At 40.9% G+C, this 18,980-nt stretch carries 10 protein-coding genes; 2 read left to right on the top strand and 8 right to left on the bottom strand.

Annotated elements, in window-relative coordinates; all coding sequences use genetic code 11:
- Nucleotides 1-69 precede the first annotated feature (69 nt).
- Nucleotides 70-699 carry a LysE family translocator gene (locus Q8W26_RS00110; RefSeq protein WP_101212636.1) on the top strand — a complete coding sequence of 210 codons (630 nt, stop codon included), beginning with the start codon at nt 70-72 and terminating at the stop codon, nt 697-699.
- Between the two features lie 24 nt (nt 700-723).
- Complete coding sequence (gene oxyR / locus Q8W26_RS00105) at nt 724-1,641, top strand: DNA-binding transcriptional regulator OxyR (RefSeq protein WP_101212629.1); 918 nt, start codon at nt 724-726, stop codon at nt 1,639-1,641.
- Here oxyR and Q8W26_RS00100 read toward each other — a convergent pair.
- From Q8W26_RS00100 to Q8W26_RS00065, 8 genes are all read right to left on the bottom strand, one after another.
- The gene (locus Q8W26_RS00100; protein WP_101212623.1) at nt 1,628-3,235 is read right to left on the bottom strand and encodes a diguanylate cyclase domain-containing protein; all 1,608 of its coding nucleotides are present in this window, start codon (nt 3,233-3,235) and stop codon (nt 1,628-1,630) included. The two genes, oxyR and Q8W26_RS00100, sit on opposite strands and share 14 nt — an antisense overlap.
- 147 nt (nt 3,236-3,382) lie before the next feature.
- Nucleotides 3,383-9,808 (bottom strand): hypothetical protein, encoded by a 6,426-nt coding sequence (locus Q8W26_RS00095; protein ID WP_101212617.1) that lies wholly within the window; start codon nt 9,806-9,808, stop codon nt 3,383-3,385.
- 266 nt (nt 9,809-10,074) lie between these two features.
- Entirely contained in the window at nt 10,075-11,388 is a 1,314-nt protein-coding gene (locus Q8W26_RS00090; RefSeq protein WP_305471798.1) for a sugar MFS transporter, read from the bottom strand.
- Nucleotides 11,389-11,416: 28 nt separating this feature from the next.
- Nucleotides 11,417-12,538: an N-acetylglucosamine-6-phosphate deacetylase gene (gene nagA / locus Q8W26_RS00085; protein WP_101212610.1), complete on the bottom strand. Its 1,122-nt coding sequence runs from the start codon at nt 12,536-12,538 to the stop codon at nt 11,417-11,419.
- Nucleotides 12,539-12,559: 21 nt separating this feature from the next.
- Entirely contained in the window at nt 12,560-13,459 is a 900-nt protein-coding gene (nagK, locus tag Q8W26_RS00080) for an N-acetylglucosamine kinase (protein WP_101212604.1), read from the bottom strand.
- Nucleotides 13,460-13,662: 203 nt separating this feature from the next.
- Complete coding sequence (locus Q8W26_RS00075) at nt 13,663-16,323, bottom strand: family 20 glycosylhydrolase (RefSeq protein ID WP_101212597.1); 2,661 nt, start codon at nt 16,321-16,323, stop codon at nt 13,663-13,665.
- 236 nt (nt 16,324-16,559) lie between these two features.
- The gene (locus Q8W26_RS00070) at nt 16,560-17,258 is read right to left on the bottom strand and encodes a SapC family protein (RefSeq protein ID WP_101212591.1); all 699 of its coding nucleotides are present in this window, start codon (nt 17,256-17,258) and stop codon (nt 16,560-16,562) included.
- A gap of 120 nt (nt 17,259-17,378) precedes the next feature.
- A complete protein-coding gene (locus Q8W26_RS00065; protein ID WP_101212588.1) occupies nt 17,379-18,941 on the bottom strand; it encodes a tryptophan halogenase family protein in 1,563 nt (520 codons plus the stop codon).
- Between the last annotated feature and the right edge of the window lie 39 nt (nt 18,942-18,980).

Below are 18,980 nucleotides of genomic sequence, written 5' to 3'. Positions count from 1 at the left end.
ACAAAGTATGTGAAGTATTAATAAAATCCAGATAAAATAGGCCGTCCGCACTCTAGATATATCAATCAAATGCTTGAATTATCACTTATTTTAATTTTTATTCCGACTAGCTTTTTCATCTCGATTACTCCCGGCATGTGCATGACACTAGCGATGAGTCTTGGTATGAGCATTGGAATTAGACGCACTTTATATATGATGTATGGGGAGCTCTTGGGTGTGGCTACAGTCGCTATTGCTGCCGTATTAGGTGTTGCAGCCATGATGCTAAATTACCCCGCTGTATTTAGTATATTTAAATGGCTGGGCGGCGCCTACCTCATTTATATTGGCGTCCAAATGTGTCTAAGTAAAGGCAAACTATCTTTACAGCCAGAGTCTGAAACTGATGTTAAAGCACAGGCGTCAAACTGGACCTTATTTGGCCAAGGTTATTTTACGGCAGTAGCAAATCCCAAAGGTTGGGCATTTATGATGTCGTTGTTGCCTCCTTTTATTAATCCAGACTTAGCATTAGCTCCTCAATTAAGCGTCTTAATTATGGTTATTCTATTTATGGAATTTAGCTGTATGATGCTATATGCCACAGGCGGCTTAACGTTAAAAAAAGTGTTAAGTAAAAATGGCTGTATCCAATTAGTTAATCGTATCTCTGGCAGTCTAATGGTCTTGATCGGCTGCTGGTTAGCATTAGGCTAAATTTATTACGTAAGGTAACTCCCGATGATTAAATTACGAGATCTTGAATATCTTGACGCCATTGAGCAACACAAACACTTTGGTCAAGCCGCTCAAGCGTGCTTTGTGAGTCAACCGACCCTAAGTGGCCAACTCATGAAGCTAGAGGACCAACTCGGCTTACAGTTAGTTGAGCGTCATCGGGGCAATGTGATGCTCACTCCTGCGGGTGAAACATTGGTCAAAGAAGCTCGTCAAGTGCTTCAAGCTGCACAACATTTTGAAGCCTCAGCAAAAGCATTACTCGACCCCTTCGCTGGTGATTTACATTTAGGGCTAATTCCGACATTAGCGCCGTATTTATTACCCAAGATTATGCCGCTGCTTAGCCAATCACTACCTAATATCAAATTTTATTTGCATGAAAAGCAAACGAAGGTTTTACTTGAACAACTCAATCAAGGCAAATTAGACGCTTTAATCTTGCCTTATTTACCCGAAATGGAAAAGTTTGACGCTTACCACTTATTTGATGAACCTTTAATGCTAGCTTGCCCTAAAGAGCATCCTCTAAGTGATAAAAAAAACCTACTCCTGAGCGATTTACACCAACAAAATATCCTGACTCTAGAAGATGGCCACTGCTTAAAAGATCAAGCAATGGGTTATTGCTTTGCAGCAGGAGCGCAAGAAGATAATAGCTTTCAAGCCACCAGCTTAGAAACCTTACGTCACATGGTTGCCTGTGGCTTGGGGATCACATTGTTGCCAGCACTCGCTACTCAATCAGGACTTACCAACGAAAATATTAACTATCTTGCATTCGAGAATCCACAACCAACCCGAGGGATATCTTTAGTCGTCAGGCCAAACTACTCTCGAATGATCTGTGTACGTAAGCTCGTCGCTTTAATAAGGGAAACGGTAAACTTTAGCGAGCAAATAAAACCTAAAGCTCAGTGAATTCAAGCGATCCGAACTCAACCCTATTTCGCCCCTTCTCTTTTGCTTGATATAAGGCATCATCTGCCGCCTTGATAAGTAAATTAGGCACAAAATGACTTGATGGTATCACCGAACAGACCCCAACACTGATCGAAATAAACTCTCCAGTTGAAGACGCTAGATGAGGTAACTTTAATCGTTCAACAGCGAGTCTAGCATTCTCAGCAATACGCTCTACATTTTCTGTTTGAGCAACAATAATAGAAAATTCTTCTCCACCGTAACGCGCAACCAAGTCTCCTGGGCGTCCTACAATCCCAGCAAGTGCCTGAGCAACAACTTTCAAACACTCATCTCCAGCCTGGTGACCATAAAAGTCGTTATACGCTTTAAAATGATCAATATCGAGCATGATAACTGAAAGGTTCGTTTGGTGACGCGCCGCACGTGACCACTCTTTAACAAAAAAGGCATCCATATATCTGCGATTAGCTAACTCAGTCAGGGAGTCGGTGCGTGACACTTGTTCTAACTTCTCATTGGCAATTGACAGCTCTTTGGTGCGCTCATCTACCAGTCTTTGTATCATCTTAGATTTACGGTGAATAGCACCTACATAATGAGTCACAAATAGCGTCAACAGTATACCAACACTGCTAATAACATACGGCAACAATGTATGATGCTCTCGAACATAACTTTGCGTTGGTGATGAAGTGATACTCCACTGTCGTCCAAACACCGTTGGCAGCTCTTTACGATAAGCCATTCCGCCCTTCACCTTTTCAGCAAGACGAGATTTATGGTGCACTAACAAAGTGGCAGGCGAAGCTTTTGAGTTAGCATTAGTATCATCAAATACTTTCATCTCAATGCCTAAAGGATTTTCTTGTAACGCCGAGTTATAAAAAATATCACTAACCCGGTAAACTCCCGACACAAAACCTAATAGCTGAGACTGGTAATCTATCAACTCATTTGGCTCATTATTATAGATAGGAACAAGCACCAGAAAGCCTTTTTGTTGACCCTGATCTTGCACTAAGTTAATACTCGCAGACGCTGTTGTTTCCCCTGTCGCTTGAGAACTTAGCAATGATTGTAGCCGCGTGGGATCAGAAGCAAGATCGTAACCTAACGCTTGTTGATTACCTTGGTAAGGATAAACGTAATAAACAGGAAAATGAACGTCTCTAACGGAAGCACTAACCATCCCCTTATTTACATCATGTTCGGTAAATTTATAACGAGGAAAGACGGTTCGATGTTGCTGTTCATACATTTCTCTTTTTGAGCGTTCAACCTTTGGGATCCATTCGATAGCCTGAATATCAGGATGACGGGAAATCGCTTTTTTCGCCTGAGTATTAAACCGTTTTATTGAAGGCACTTCACCGCGTTCAAATAAAGTAGCTATGGCATAAAGTGGTTCAGTATTGGCAACCAAATCACGTGAAAATGAAGCTGCGCGGCGGTCAGTATCAATCTTTAACGCACTGTACACATTTTTTTCTTCTGCTTGATAAATTAACCAACCTGCGAGAGCTGAAAAAAGCAGACCAACCAGCATAATAATCACTTGCCATAAAATTGAACGGTCCCTGACACTCATCTAAAACTCACCTAGCTTATTGATTTAACAAGGTCTATGTTGCATTGCTCAATTGTTTTTTTCAACCAAATTATGTGTAATATCTATTATTAAAGACATAAAAAAACCCAAGCCAAAATGACTTGGGTTCTTAGTTAGAGTTTATAACTACTCGAGTACATTAACTCCATTTGCACGTAGTTGGTCGATTTGCGTGGGATCAGTTAATGACACCCCAACCAACTCGACTTGTAATAATTCAGTTAAATCCATCAATGGCGCAATATCAGTCACCGCTGTATTAGAAATAAACAGGCTGTTTAAGCTCACAAAGCCAGCTCCAGATAGCGTACTTAACTCTGTGATATTACTGCCTGATAACATCAATGTAGCATTAGCTGCCATAGCAATATTTCCTAGCTCGCTCCAGTTGGTCACCGTTACTGCGTTAAGACCAAGAAAGTCATAAGCCGTTAGCGTAGGAAGCATGCTTAAATCAGTAAAACTAGTATCACTTAATCCTAAGGTAGACAGGCTAGTATATGAGTCAAGCTGACTCCAATCTGTAATCGTCGTTTTATCAACAAATAAATAACTTAACACACTCGAAGTGATTAAACTTAAATCACTAAAATCAGTATTAGCCACGGTTAAGCTCGTTAACTCACCGAAGTCACTTATTTTCGACCAGTTAGACATTGTCACCCTAGAAGGACTATCGTATTGACTTAAATAAAGTTTTCTTAATGAAACCGTAGAAAACAATGATAAATCATTGAACGTTGTATTCTCTGCAGCAAACTGCTCAAGTGAAGAAAGAGAACTAACAAAGCTCCAATCTGTTATTGATGAATTTTGACTGACCTGTAGTTTTATTAATCCTGACAATAGCCCTATTTGACTAGCATCAGCCAAGTTAGTATCCGTCACATCAAGATCTTCAAGGGAGGTCAGCGAGCCCAAGGCAGACCAATCAGCCACATCTGAATGCGATAAATCCAAGTTCGCTAAATTCGGAAATTGAACAAAATCAGATAGCGAATTAATAGTCACCCCCTGACAGTTTAGATAAGTCACGCTAGCAACTGACGTTGATGCCCCGAGTGCGGCAGTAACACAGCTTTCAACTGCAGCATCCGAAAAAGTCAGATTACTCACCATTAATTCATTCCAGCGATACGGTGAACTATCAACGTCGTCGGCAATGCCATCGTTATCATCATCTGAATCGGCGTTATTTCCCAAACCGTCATTATCAGAATCAAACCACTCAGTATCATCACTAGGGAAACGATCTAAATGGTCAGCAACACCATCACCGTCCATATCGCTAGAAACGTGAGTATCAAACGGCTGAACATCTTCACTATTTAACACGCCATCATTATCAATGTCAGTATCGGCGCTATCGACAATGCCATCAGCATCAGTGTCTAACTCATGCACCTGATAGAAATTGATTCGTGGTGCGATACGCGTCCACCAGCTCTCGTCCGTTGAACCGAAGTCCCACGAGTTACCATTCTCCTGTTCCCACTCAAGTACATAAACACGACCATCGACTTGCTTCAACAATTCCCAATGACGACGACGATAAGGGTTACACTGGCCCATTTCAGGCAAGCAGTCGCTATATTGGACACCATCGTCAGATTGCATTGATGTAAATACTAGGCTATTGCCTGTTGACTGCCAAGCCCAGCGATCCCATTGCTGCTCACCGAAAATATCAAGGTTTGCACTATGTATTCGCGATGCTTGAGTATCAGTATCTAAGCGGAATCCAAAGTACTCATCTGGGATAATTGTACCATCCTCGTCATATACATTTTCATTAGTGAGTGTGATACCGCTTAACAGGAAGTTACCTTTTAAACTAGCAACATTAGCTGAATCATCTCGCTGCACAGCTAACATGTAGGTACTAAAGGTTTTTTCACCCTGTTTAACCTCAACATAAAGCTCAGAACTATCTACATTCTTCTCAAAGCGCGTTACGCGCAGCTGCGCACCTAAATCGGTGTAATCAATCACTAATACACCAGCATCTAGTGACCAATTAAATGCCATGCTATTACTTAAGTTAACCCCACTAATTCCGTCACCATTAAAACTCACGGTCGATGCTGACAGCTCAGGGACATCAGGGTTATAGTTAACAGGCATAACCCATTCGCCAGTTAGCTCACTCGCTTCAAAGTCATAAACAGCTAACTGAGATGAATCCTTCAACGTTCTGCTAAAGCCATCCCCTTCAACGGTAATCGCAGGAGCATCCATATCACCTGTCAGCTCTTCACGATCGCCATTGTGAGTAATGCGATAAGTATCTGTAGGGACAACCCAGAAGCTATCTTGCTCAGTGCCATTTTCAAGTAATTGCCATTGCTCCGATAGACGAGTCACTGATACAGCAATCCATTTATCACCATACATATTAATATAGTTATTAGCCATGTCCTGTGTAATTAAACCAGTCTCGACCAGTTGTGAAACGGTTTGATATTTAATGGATTCAACTGGTGCTGTCGAGGTTTTTTCCAACACGTTATTTTCTAACGCCCAGTCAAAGTCACTTGCACCATTTCGATTTCCTTCAGAACCGCTTCCATCATTCACAAAAGTGAAGCTGCTACCTGAGATATAGGCCATATTGACTTTAGGTTCATCTAAGTGACCACCTGAGATAGAGATATATTTATCCGCTAAGTCCGCCACTGTGAAGCCAAGCGCAATGCCAACTTCGTTGTCTAATGGCGCTAAGTCTACCCCGTCAAGTACACCATCATTATCATCATCAGTGTCAGCATTATTACCTAGACCGTCTAAATCAGTGTCTACAGATTCATTGCTATCAAACGGATACTCATCTTCCCAGTCGACCACACCATCGTTATCATCATCTTGATCTTGGTTGTTACCAATATCATCACCATCGTTATCTGCCCATTCGTAATTATCTTTCGGGAACAGATCATCAGCATCATTAATACCATCATTATCATCATCGATATCGATACTATTTGGAATGCCATCACCATCAACATCGTAATGAATGTCATAAGGTTGATATGAGGTTAGACGTGCAGGTATAAACATTTGCCAATCAGGCTCTCCGCTCGGGAAAATATCTGCATTAATATTTCGTTCGGACCACTCAAGCACAAATGTTTCTTCACCAATTTGTGCAACTGGCTGCCAGAATCGGCGACGGAAAGGATTACAATCATCATTGGCGGTAAAACAATTAGAGTATGAGTCACCAAACTGAGCACGATTCACATTGATTGTAATACGGCCAGTACTTGCTTCACTCCACTGCCATGAGTGGATATAGCTAGCGGTTGAATATTCTTCACTATCAAACTCATTGGCAGAACCACGACTGGCCGAACCATCACTATGAAGCACATAACCCCATAGGTCGTCATAATTTATAAATCCTTGCTCATTATAATAATCAGAATTTGCTATCGTGAAGTGATTAAGTAGAAACTCTCCCTCAGCATCAAACTCTGGAATATCTTGCTGTACTCTCAATGCAGCGCCATAACCGATGATAGTATTCTCAGCAGTCGTTAAGTGAGTTAATAACTCAACTCCATCAAGATCACCATCAAGTGCTGCTGTTTGCACGTAGCTAATAATTTTAGTAGTGCCGGCCGCTTGTGCTGTTAAGCTCGTCAATATCAACTGGCCTTCAGTGCCAATCGTCCAGCTAAATTTTTCTTTTGTGACTTCACTTTGGGCAAGGCCATCATCAGTAAAGCTAACGATATCAGCAAGTAGTCTTTGATAATCAGTTATGTGCTCGGGAAGTACCCATTGGCCAAGGACTTGCTCAGTAGTAAAAGGAATGACATTAAGTTGATTAATCGGCTGATAGTCAACAGTGGTAATATCAGTGAAAGTTTGAGTAACTTCACTGCTGTTACCAAATAACACTAAGGCTTGATCCACATCAGTAAATGTAATCGTTCTATGCTTGGTTTCAACAAACTTGTTATCACCGATTTTATTTAAGGTTGTTGTTATTGTTTGCTCTTCTACCTGAATATATTCAGATAAGCCACTCTCAGCGTATGCTTGTGCTTGTTGTGGTGTGATAACACCTAACTCAAGTAATCTTTCGGTATCATAAGAGGCTGCATTGGGGATAGTTTCAATAGGGGTCAGCGTTAACACATCGTCAGCTAAGGCCCAATTTACATCGACCTGAAGCTCCCAAGGGCTATGCACCACAGCGGTACCATCAGGATTTAATAAGAAGCCGCCTGCATTATGATAACCTAAACCAATACTTGGCTCGATAACAGAGAAATGATCGATGTTGATATAAGCACTTGCTAACAACTCTGCTTGTGTTAATGGTTGTGCCACTCCCACCTCAGAGTCCAGAGGGTCAAGATCAGCATTATCTAATACGCCATCACCATCATCATCAGTATCAGCATTATTACCAACACCATCGCCGTCGGTATCTAACCACTCAGCTTGATTACGTGGGAATGCGTCAGCACTATCGCTATAACCGTCATTGTCATCATCGCTATCCGTAACGTCATATTCGCCATCGCTATCTGTGTCTAGGTAGCTAAAATGACTTATCACTTGATTAAAGGCTTGTTGATTCATCCATACATCATCGCCAGACTCAACATCACCAGGTCTTTCATAGCTACCATTACGCACAGCTCCATTGACTAAAGCAAACATTCTGCGTGTATCATCCGCATCAATATCAAAGTGAATAATATCTAATACTTCTTCTGGAATATGCAATAGAATCAACTCTTCACCGTGAACAACTTCACGAGTCCAAGAGCCAGAAATAGCTAGTAAGCGGATAGGGTTACCACCAGCCTCAACATATAAATTAACTAAACCACTGTCTGTTTTCGACGCAATAAACTCTGCTTTTAAGCTGTTATTGTAATGGTAATCACCTTCGACATGGATTAATTTAAGTTGATTGCGATCGACACCATTCCACGGTTTATTAACAAATAAATGATCAAGCGAGGTTAAACGGTTCGTTGTGTGGTTTTCTAGATAAGTATAATTATCACACTTGGTATCGGTTAAATCACAGCCATCTGTCCATAAGTTATAACTTGCTTTTAATGTCGTGAAATTAACTTTAAATAAGCTGGCAGTCTCAGTGAAAGCCACTTGCTGGTTAATATTATCAGCCCATGAATCATCCCAATAATCATCATCGCCATATTCACGTAGTAATTGGCTAATATTCTTACCAGCGCTTTCAATTAGCTCACCTGTCACTAATGTTTCTTGGCCTTGACTATTAACAAATATCACCGAACCATCGGCATTACGTTGTGTCAGTTGGTGATCTTCGGCATAAGGCACCCAACCAGCCGACGTGAGTAAATAATCGTTGGACTCAACGGCTTTTTCTTTAAAGCTTTTAGTCGCGATATCATGCTCATAAAATTTAAATAACGTCGTATTTGTTGCCGCATCGACGACAATCTCTTGATAGCTATACGGCTGATCATCACTGTAATTGGCTTCATCAAGAATAAACACCGCGCTTGCATCAAACGCGTCGGCAAAACCTTCGGTATCGGTAACAAGCGTTTTATCTTCCCTAATCTCTGTTTCGATTTCTGTAATTAGGTCAGGGTCTGTTTCGTTAATTTCTTCGATATAATCTTCAGTCGCTTGTTCATCGGTAATCAAGTCAAACGTTGAATCGACACCTTCAGGTAAGTCAAAATCATCATTATCAACAATGATCTTAATGACCGCAGCGAGCTCAAGCTGCTCAGCAGAATCCACGTCAGCTAACAAAGTGTTTAACTGCTCTTCAGTAGTAATCTCCTCACCACCATTAGCACGGTCAATCAAAATCACTTCAGCCGTTGACACATTGGTAATATTGACTCGGAAGTTTTCATCACTATCGACAATACCATCGTCACCAGCAATAGCCTCTAAGGTAGTTACAGGTGGCAAGATAGACGCGAACTCAACACCTGGATTAATCGTTGGATCACCAAAGGCGCGAATATTGATCAACGAATTAATCAAAGAATCATCAACATTTAGTACAGCCGTATAGCGGCCTTCACCATTAGCTTGTGCTGTTAATGTCTGATCACCAATGGTGATCTCAAGGGTTGCATTGGCAATAACATTGTCAGTCACCAAACCAGTGATAGTTACACTCGATATTTTACGTTTAATGGTTACCTGAATTTCTTTAGTGGTTGTCGCGCCATCATTGTCAGTCACTGTGACTGCTAATACCGTCATGGTATCTTCAGTAACATCAGGAGCCGTAAAGCTTACGCTGCTAGAATTGGCACCGCTTAACTGCAATGGTAAGCCAGATTTAACAGCCCATTGATAACTAGCAACACTGCCATCTGAGTCAGCTGCAACAGCAGTTAGGCTTAACTGCTGTTGCTCTTGAATACTATTCTCGCCAGTGATACTCAGTGTCGGACTCTTGTTTCCTGCTACTGGTGCTGGAGTGTCGCCCCCACCGCCGCCACAGCCCACTAATACCGCTGCGTTCAAGATCATGCCTGCGGATAAAAAACTTCTGACAATTTTATTTTTTTTCATTGATATCCCATTCCATTCTTCTGATATTAACGAGCCAACTCCATGCTGATTCGGTGGTTTACGTTTATATTGAATACAATATTACTTATGCTGCACACAGTAGAATATATGAACAGAAATAATACAAGCGATGACTCGACTTTATTTCAATTTTTTGTTTTTTAAGTGAAAGTAACACTAAATAATGTCAAAAAACCTTTACTCGACAATTTTTTGACAAAAAAAAGCCCGGAGTGACATCCGGGCAAACCTGCTGAGGTAAACTGTTACCATTTACGCATTTTGTGTCCTCTGACTGCGTAAAAGAGAATAAATAAATAACAAGGTAGCCCGACTAAATAAGCGATTTGAGTATCACCATAATGAGCTAACTTGCCAAAGACTAATGGTAGGATCGCCCCGCCAGAAATGCCCATAATTAATAGTGCTGAGCCTTGCGAAGTAAACTTACCTAAACCATCTAAAGCGAGAGGCCAGATTGATGGCCAAACAAGCGCATGTGCTAATCCCATTAAAGCAACAAAAGTCACAGAGTTAGGAATGACAGCAATACCAGACCAACCCCATAAAACATCAGCAATCGATGTATCAGATGTTGAGCCAAGAATGACACCTAAGATACACAAACTACCTGAGATTGCAGAGCCTAAGAGCGCTTGCTGTTGAGTAATAAAACGAGGGATACAAGTAACACCAATAATGTAACCAATAACCATAAATACCATAGTATATGACGTTAATGACGCGAAGTTTTCAACGCCTAAACCTGAACCATAAAGACCGATAGTATCGCCAGCGATCACTTCAACACCGACATAAGCAAATAGCGCAATAGCACCTAATACCACTTGTGGAAAATGAATGATGCTAGATTTTTCATCATGACCCGTTTCTTCACTCCCTAAGTCCAATTCAGGTAATGAAGAAAACTTAACTAGGCCGATCAATGCAGTTAATGCAATCGCCATATATATATATGGCCATACCAATTTGTTTGAAAGCTCATTAATCGTCGCTGCGCGATCTTCTGGGGTTAATGCTGCAATTGATTGTTCGGAAACATTGCCCATATCAGCAAGAATCAGAGCAGTAAATACCAGCGGCACCACAACACCTGCAGCTTTGTTGATTAGACCCATGATCGAAATACGCATCGCCGCACTCTTCGCAGGACCAATTTTAACAACGTAAGGATTTGACGCGGTTTGTAAAATAGTTAAACCGGTTCCTAATACAAATAATGCAATTAAAAACAGCATGTAATTGGCACTTTTTGCCGCAGGGATGAATGCGAGAGAGCCAACAACCATGATGGCTAAACCAATGGCCATACCGTTTTTATAACCAGTACGATTTAACAGTGATGACATGGGTAATGCCATAACCGTATACGCAATATAAAACGCAAAAGTAACAAATAACGCTTGGAATTCGTTTAATTCACAAATGATCTTTAAAAATGGGATCAGTGAACCATTTAACCACGTCACGAAACCAAAGATAAAAAACAAGATACCAATGATAGTCATCGGCATCACACTCGATTGCTTCGAAGTACTTACATCTGAATCAACATTCATAAAACCTCCAACAGAGTGACCGCTTTTCTTATTCTTTTCCAGCAACCCAAGTACGGGTTACCTCAACATTATCATTTAGTGCAATGAAGTCAGCACGAGCGCCAACAATCAACCGCCCCAACGATTTATCTAGAGATAAATACTGCGCTGGGTATAAACTTGCCATATTCAGTGATTCAGCAAGTGATACATCTAGATGACGGTGCGTATTTCTAACCGCAGATGCCATATCTAGCGCAGAACCCGCTAGCTCACCCGTTGTTGAATTTAATTTATCACCAGTGCGGACAATCTCACGGTCAAAGAAAGCAAAGCGCTCAATATCGGTACCAACTACAGACATAGCATCAGTAACCAACACTAACGAACCTTGCGGCTTCGCCTTTAATGCCACCTTACAGCTGGTGTAATCAACATGGTGACCATCAACTATTAATCCACATACAGCGCTATCATTTAATAAAGCAGCTCCAACCATGCCCGGCTCGCGAGAAGTAAATGCTGACATAGCATTAAACAAATGAGTAAAACCTGTTGCACCAGCATCGACGGCAGCCTGAGCTGTCGAAAAATCAGCATTAGAGTGGCCTAAGAACACCTTAATACCTAAAGCAACCATTCGCTTAATATCATCAGTAGAGACATTTTCAGGGGCGACAGTAACGGCAATCAGGCCTAAATCTTTACGTTCTAAGACAGCCCATTCAGGCTCTGAAATTTCGCGTATAAATTCAGCACTGTGTGCCCCTTTCTTCGCGATACTTAAATGCGGACCTTCAAAGTGTACGCCAATAATACCATCAACACCTTGAGCAATCGCTTGACTGATAGCATCAGCAGCTTCACTCATCACTTCAACTGTATCGGTAATCAGCGTTGGTAACATCGCTGTGGTACCAAATTGACGATGGGCTTGAAACATCGTCTTAAGCCCATCAACGGTCGCATGGGTATTTAATAATGCACCGCCACCACCGTTAACTTGCAGATCAACAAAGCCAGGAGCAATTAAGCCAGAAATATGCTCACTAGCACTACCATCGATGGCAGTAATAGAGGTAATAACACCATTATCAATACTAAGCTGAGCCTGTTCATGATATTGCTGACCATCAAAAATCTTATCGGCACTAATCGTTAACTGTGTCATTATTGTTACCTTACCTTTAATTTAAGCTTGTTTTGCGAGCTGTTGTTTAGCAAAAATAATTGCACCAATTTCAGGTGGATTAGTTGGCGCAGATAATCGAGATGCAATTTCAGGCTCAAAGTAAGGTGTTAGAACTGGCGTTAAACCTCCGATAAGTGATAACTCAATCGGTCCTTCCAAACAGAGTTTACGAGCAATATTACTGATATAACTTGCACCATCATTAACGATAGCTAATGCTAACTCATCTTGCTCATTTGCCGCTTGAAATGCGACACAAGCAAGTTGAGCAAAATAGCTTGCAGGTTTTTTAGCAATAGCCTCAACGATTTCAAGAGCATTAGAACAGTTTAACTTGTCTAACAAAATCGTATTCATAGCCGTTGTTTTTTCTAAACCGTCTAGAGAGCGTAAGACGGTTGTAGCGGCCTGCAGACCTAACCAAGCACCACTTCCTTTATCGCCATGAGGGAAACCATGACCACCGATAAATGTTTCTTTACCATTAACAAAGCTATAACCACAAGAACCTGTACCAGTAATCATAATCGCACCATCTTCGCCATTATGAGCACCAAGACATGCAATACGCAGGTCAGTCGTTAAAAACATTTGCTTAAACGGGTGCTGCCACTGCTGCATTTTTTCAAATAAGCTTGGTAAATTAACACCTGCTAAGCCAACACCAGCGGTTAAACTACTCACTAAATCAATACTTAAATCTGCATCGATTAACGCAAGCTTGGCTGATTCAACAATTGAATTAATTGTTTGTTCATAACCATGTAATGGATTTGCAGGACCCGCTATTCCACTTCCAAGAATATTGTTGTTTTCGTCGATGATTGTTGCTTTACATTTACTGCCACCACCATCAATACCTAGAAATAGTGACTGCTCATTAATTACATTTGTGACCACTGCTTGCTCCAGATGCTCGATATAAATCTAAGCCAAGAATATTTTTATAAGTAATATTTATTAATCAATAATCCTAACCAAAAATGACAGCGTTGTCATTTGGTTTTTGAATTATTTTACATTTATTTTACAAAAAGTGCTTTAACACCAAACCAAAGGTTTGTTATTAAAGCACTTTCATTTTTACTTAATCAAGCAATTAGCTATTGCTTTACGACTAGCAGTCGCCCCTTACGTTGACCGTTAGCTGATAATGCACGTACTTCGATCTTACCTGATACGGCCGTTGGTCCTTGATAAGCTTTCCACTGACCACCGTCAACACGGTATTCAATCGCTAGGCTAGGGAAAAGTACATTGGCATGAAGCTGACCATCAATAACTTTCGCGCCAACCGTAGGTATACGATAAGGGATATTGGCTAGGTCCATCTTAGGCATTTCTTTTTCTGCAATTAACTTAGCAAAACGGTGCCATTGATTATCACGCTGAGCTCGTTTTTCCGCTGCAAAGTAATTTGAAGTGCGGTTATAAGTGCCACCCTCAGTGCGGTACGCTGGCGCCCAAGTTGGTTTATGCCATGCACGCTCAGCAAGAGCTAGAAGACGTGGATAAATCTTATATTGAGCCATTGCAACACTACGTGTTGTTTCAGTCCACAATTGACCTTGAATACCCGCCATTGATTTACCTGGTAACTTAACTGTCTTAGCATCATCAACTGCTTCGAACGGTGTTTCCATGCGGTCATACCAAATTTCAGCATGTAACGGTAAGTTATCCGGCATCAACTCAAAGATTTTACGTGTATTTGTGTGACGACCTGCCCAGTAATAACCGTGTTCTTTAGGGTCCGCTTCATAAGGGAAATCAAAGTACAATACTTCTGGTGATGAGAAAACAACTTCCCAGTCTTGATTGATCATTTTGTGATTACTCTTATGACCGCCCCAGAATAAGTTATCCCACGCGTTCACTTGAACTTTCTTCGGCATTTTTTCAAAGCGAGTATGTAACATACCATCGCTCCAACCAGCCGTTTCGATCCCTTTCTCTTCAAGTAGTTTTGCAACACGCTCAATGAAGTAGCCGCTTAGTTCTTTCGCTTCAGTAATGCCATCATTGTTATTCGCTAAAAATTCTTTACAACGTGGCGACTCAACCCAAGCACCAGCAGTTTCATCAGCGCCGATGTGATAACGCGTTAGTGGGTGCCCCGCTTCTGCATGGATACGTTTCACTTCATCCATTACCTTATCGATAAACGCATAAGTGGAGTCCATACATACATTTAAAGTATTGTCGTTGTAGAACTGAACAGATGAATATTCTGTCTTATCTTCAATGTCGTGTAATAGGTATTGAGTCGCCTTATCCATATCGCCTTGCGCTTTATAATGCTCATAACGCGCTGCCATAGCCTTCACCGATGAACGAGAATGCCCCGGCATATCTAATGATGGAATCACTTGAATATGACGTGCACTTGCTGCACGTAAAATTTCTTGGTAGTCATCAACTGAATAGAAGCCATTAACACTACTATTTTTATCAAGACCGGCACCTAATTGTGGTAATAAACACTCACGCTCAGAAAAGTCTAAACAACGCTTACTACTGATATCGGTTAATTCTGGTAACCAAGGAATCTGTAAACGCCAGCCTTCATCATCAGCAAGGTGTAAATGAAGCTTGTTAAGCTTATAAGCTGCCATTTGATCTAGCAGTTCAAGAATAAATGCTTTGTCTAGGAAGTTACGCGCAACATCAACATGCATACCACGGAATTGATAGTGCGGTGTATCAGAAATACTGACATGAGGCAGGCTCTTTTTACCCACAGTCACTAAGCCAGCAATCGATTGTAAACCGTAATAGACACCAGTAATGTCGCTACCTTCAATTGAGATGCCGCTTTTATTAATGACTAATTTATAGCTACCTGATTCAGCCGCTAGTTTTTTATTAACTGACAAGCTAACTGCAGCACCGCTTTTACCAGCAGGAACTCCCAGTGAAGCCAAACGTTCAACCGCCGAATTTAGTAATGACTTATCTAAACCATTAAAGTCAACAGCTAAGCCGTTGCTAATATCTAAACGGCTAGCTACTTTAGGCACTAAAACTTTCTGTGGTGTCGGTAAGATTGAGAAATCAACATCAACATTACTTGTCCCTAACTTAGCATTATTATCGAATAACACAGCAGTAGTCGCCCAAGGCGTTTTGTCATCAGGAGTTCGTTTGAACTGATTTTCAACGTCGGTGTAGCTTTTCACAAATGGCAATGATTCTAAGCCAGTTTCACTATCAATGAATGACTTTGTGCTCGCAATAATCCGTGGCTCAAAACCTTCTTTTTGCAAGATGTAATTTGGAATTGCATCGTGTTCTGAAACTGACCAATAGATCGCATTAAAATCGATAGTTTTCGTTTCACCAGCTTTAAAGGTACTTTTATCATCAGTTAATGTCAGGCGATGTAAGTCACCATTGATGTGTTCTACCGTTAAGCCTTCACTAGTGAAAGTTTGAATAGGAGAGACTTGACTAAAGTAAATAGAAAGGTTTTTTTCATTGATAGCTTGTTCAGCAGTAAAAGATAATCGGGCTTGAAAACAGTGACCGTCGGCTTTCTTCGCATCACAGTGATCACCTTTAATATTAGTCAGGTGCTCAAAAGAAATGTCTAAACTGTTAGCAATGGCGTCAAAACTAGCTTGAGTAAAACCAGCAACAGGGTCTGTAGCGACAGCTTCTTGTTTAGCGACAGCATTTTTCGGTGCTGTGGTTTCTTTATCTGAACCACAACCACTCAACAATACCGCCAAGCTAAGCATTACCGTAGATAATCTTTTTTTCATTATTATTTACCTTTTCAGATGTATTCTTTTATCGGAATCAATGTACCCACAAATCCCAATATAAAAAATAGCAAAAAATTTGAGCTACATTACCAGCTTTGACAGCGCTGTCAAACTAAATAATTACCCACATTTAATATTCCATGCCATATTAAATGACCTAAACCAATAAAATACAAGCAAAAAAAATGGTCACCTTAAGCGACCATGTTTTCAGAATTAATCTTGTAAATAAATTAAGCTGTACGTAATTGCGCTAGCTTATTTACCTGATGTAATGAACCTAAATGAGCGTAAATCGGTGCTAAGAAGCCACGTTTACGTAACTCTAGATGCTTCTCATCTGATAATTCATTTAATTTCTTTTCATCAATTAAGAATAAACCATTAATACGAACTTTTTCACCTGCGATTTCAAGCGTCAATGACTGCTCAACCAATAGTTCATGCTCAACTAACACTTTACTAAACTCGCGAGTTAGTTGCATGCTGTGGAAATAGTTACCCAGTGTTTCTTTGCGCTTTACTAGATACTCAGTCTCTTTGCCGTCAGCAAATAAAGCTTCACCTTCCGTTTTACTACATTGCTCGCTGTCTTCGTTAATTAACATTTGTAAACGAGACTCCTCGCCTGGTGTCGGTACCATAGCGAAAGGTGCGTGTGTAATCACTGCTGGGATGTAGTCTCCAACCCACTTACCTTCTTTATAAAATAAGTTTTCATCTGGCTTTAATCCCATTAAGCCCGCTGGCTGGTACTCAGCCTTTTCAGACGGTTTAATAAAAATAATTGGCATCGCTGCACCCGCTTTCGCAAACTCATGCACGATTAACGGAAGTACTTGCTGTCTTTTCACAGAATCAAGATTCAGGCCGCTTTTAATTTTAATATCGCTATGATGGTTGGCATTTAGCGGCTTAATTGGAGAAGTCATAGTTATTCCTAAATAAAATATTATTTTAATTAATTGTTAAAATTGATATGGGGCTGATGCAACAAAAACCAAGGGATAATTTACTTTTTCTTAAAAATAAGCTTGGTTTTCATAACATGATTACCGTTTTTGCAAACCATACCTAGCAATCTTAAGCAACAGCTCGCGATGTAAAGGCAAATTTGCTAATGCCCCCTGAGTTCGTTGGGCCATCATTTTAAAGTGCTGCTTAGCGACCTCATCCTCTTGAAAACGAGATTTAATAGCGTCTATTTGCGTCGGGTAATGCATGCCATACATTACATAAAGAAAGTTTTCTCGATTAAATATATCAAAGCGATTTGAGAAATCGTATTGCGTCGGCACGTAATTACGCCACAGCTCTAGTTGTTCTAATAACGTATCAGGAATACTATTTTTATCCCTATTATCAAGCCAAAACGCACTATCATCGCGTTTAGATAAGCAGTAATGCATTTTGACAAAGCTAATAACATTATCCCAAGTCGCTTGAACATTACGATTAAACTGTTTTGCCACTGTCGCTATATCGTCATGCTTGGCAGGAAATTGCGTCGCTAACATCTTTGAGGTTGCATCAAACACCAATAAACCTGTTGCTTCAAGAGGTTCTACAAATCCCTGAGACAACCCAATTGCCACACAGTTATTTTTCCAAAAGAGTTCACGATAGCCAATGTTCATAGGAATAAGGCGAGCATCAATTCCTTCTGCTGCGGGACCAATATATTGACGTAAATCTTGCTCTGCTTGTTCATGACTGGTATGTGCTGATGAATACACATGACCAATACCTCGACGCTCATTTAATCCAATATCCCAGATCCAGCCAGCTTGTTGCGCCGTAGATATAGTATAAGAAGGGATTGGCGCTGCTGGCTCATCATAAGGGACTTGAATCGCCAAAGCATGATCAGCAAATAAGGTGTTTTGCTTCGAGATAAACTTGCTACCTAACGCTTCACCGATTAGCAACGCTTTGAAGCCAGTGCAATCAACAAAAATATCTGCAGCTATCTCACCCGCGCTATCTGTCGTCACAGATGTTATATCACCCGACTCTGCGACATTCACCTTAAGCACATCAGCAAAGATATGTTTAACACCAAGCTTTTTAGTCGCATTTTTAGTTAAGATAGCAGCAAACTTTCCGGCATCAAGATGATAAGCATAAGCGGTTAACCCTTGATATTCAGGTGTAGTAATTAATTTAGGCGCAAGCCCTGCATCACAAACAGCCCCTTGAATTGAGAGTGCATCAGCATAACTCTTATCACCTGCTAAACCATCCAGCCAATAAGGTGTTAAGTCAAGTTCAGTAATGTTTGGGTAATCAAAAACATGATGATAATAGCTTGGCTTGTTTGCCACTGGGTTATCGACCCAATCGACAAACTTAATCCCTTGCTTAAAGGTAACGTCACATTCTCGAATGAACTCAGTTTCACTGATCCCAAGCTCTTGCAGCGTTTGACGCATCAGCGGCACCGTGCCTTCGCCGACACCAATAGTTGGAATATTTGGAGATTCAATTAAACAGACTTCGACACCACTGTGTTCGTTAATTAACTGCTTACCTAAGTGATTCGCCGCAAGCCAGCCTGCGGTGCCACCACCGACGATAACCACTTTCTTTATTGTTCTATTCGTATTTTCCGCCATGAGTTACCTAATCATTTCTACAGCGCTGCCTAAGATCAA

Origin of the sequence: Psychrobium sp. 1_MG-2023 (assembly GCF_030689115.1) — a bacterium.
In the GTDB taxonomy this organism is placed as follows: Bacteria; Pseudomonadota; Gammaproteobacteria; order Enterobacterales; family Psychrobiaceae; genus Psychrobium.
The sequence above is the reverse complement of the archived record's forward strand: the minus strand, read 5'-3'. Positions and strand labels throughout refer to the sequence as shown.

Excerpts from the sequence above, each read along its gene's own strand:
- Q8W26_RS00095 (WP_101212617.1), bottom strand. The coding sequence starts at position 9,808 with ATGAAAAAAAATAAAATTGTCAGAAGTTTTTTATCCGCAGGCATGATC.
- Q8W26_RS00065 (WP_101212588.1), bottom strand. The coding sequence starts at position 18,941 with ATGGCGGAAAATACGAATAGAACAATAAAGAAAGTGGTTATCGTCGGT.
- nagA (WP_101212610.1), bottom strand. The coding sequence starts at position 12,538 with ATGACACAGTTAACGATTAGTGCCGATAAGATTTTTGATGGTCAGCAA.
- Q8W26_RS00110 (WP_101212636.1), top strand. The coding sequence starts at position 70 with ATGCTTGAATTATCACTTATTTTAATTTTTATTCCGACTAGCTTTTTC.
- Q8W26_RS00100 (WP_101212623.1), bottom strand. The coding sequence starts at position 3,235 with ATGAGTGTCAGGGACCGTTCAATTTTATGGCAAGTGATTATTATGCTG.
- Q8W26_RS00090 (WP_305471798.1), bottom strand. The coding sequence starts at position 11,388 with ATGAATGTTGATTCAGATGTAAGTACTTCGAAGCAATCGAGTGTGATG.
- oxyR (WP_101212629.1), top strand. The coding sequence starts at position 724 with ATGATTAAATTACGAGATCTTGAATATCTTGACGCCATTGAGCAACAC.
- Q8W26_RS00070 (WP_101212591.1), bottom strand. The coding sequence starts at position 17,258 with ATGACTTCTCCAATTAAGCCGCTAAATGCCAACCATCATAGCGATATT.
- Q8W26_RS00075 (WP_101212597.1), bottom strand. The coding sequence starts at position 16,323 with ATGAAAAAAAGATTATCTACGGTAATGCTTAGCTTGGCGGTATTGTTG.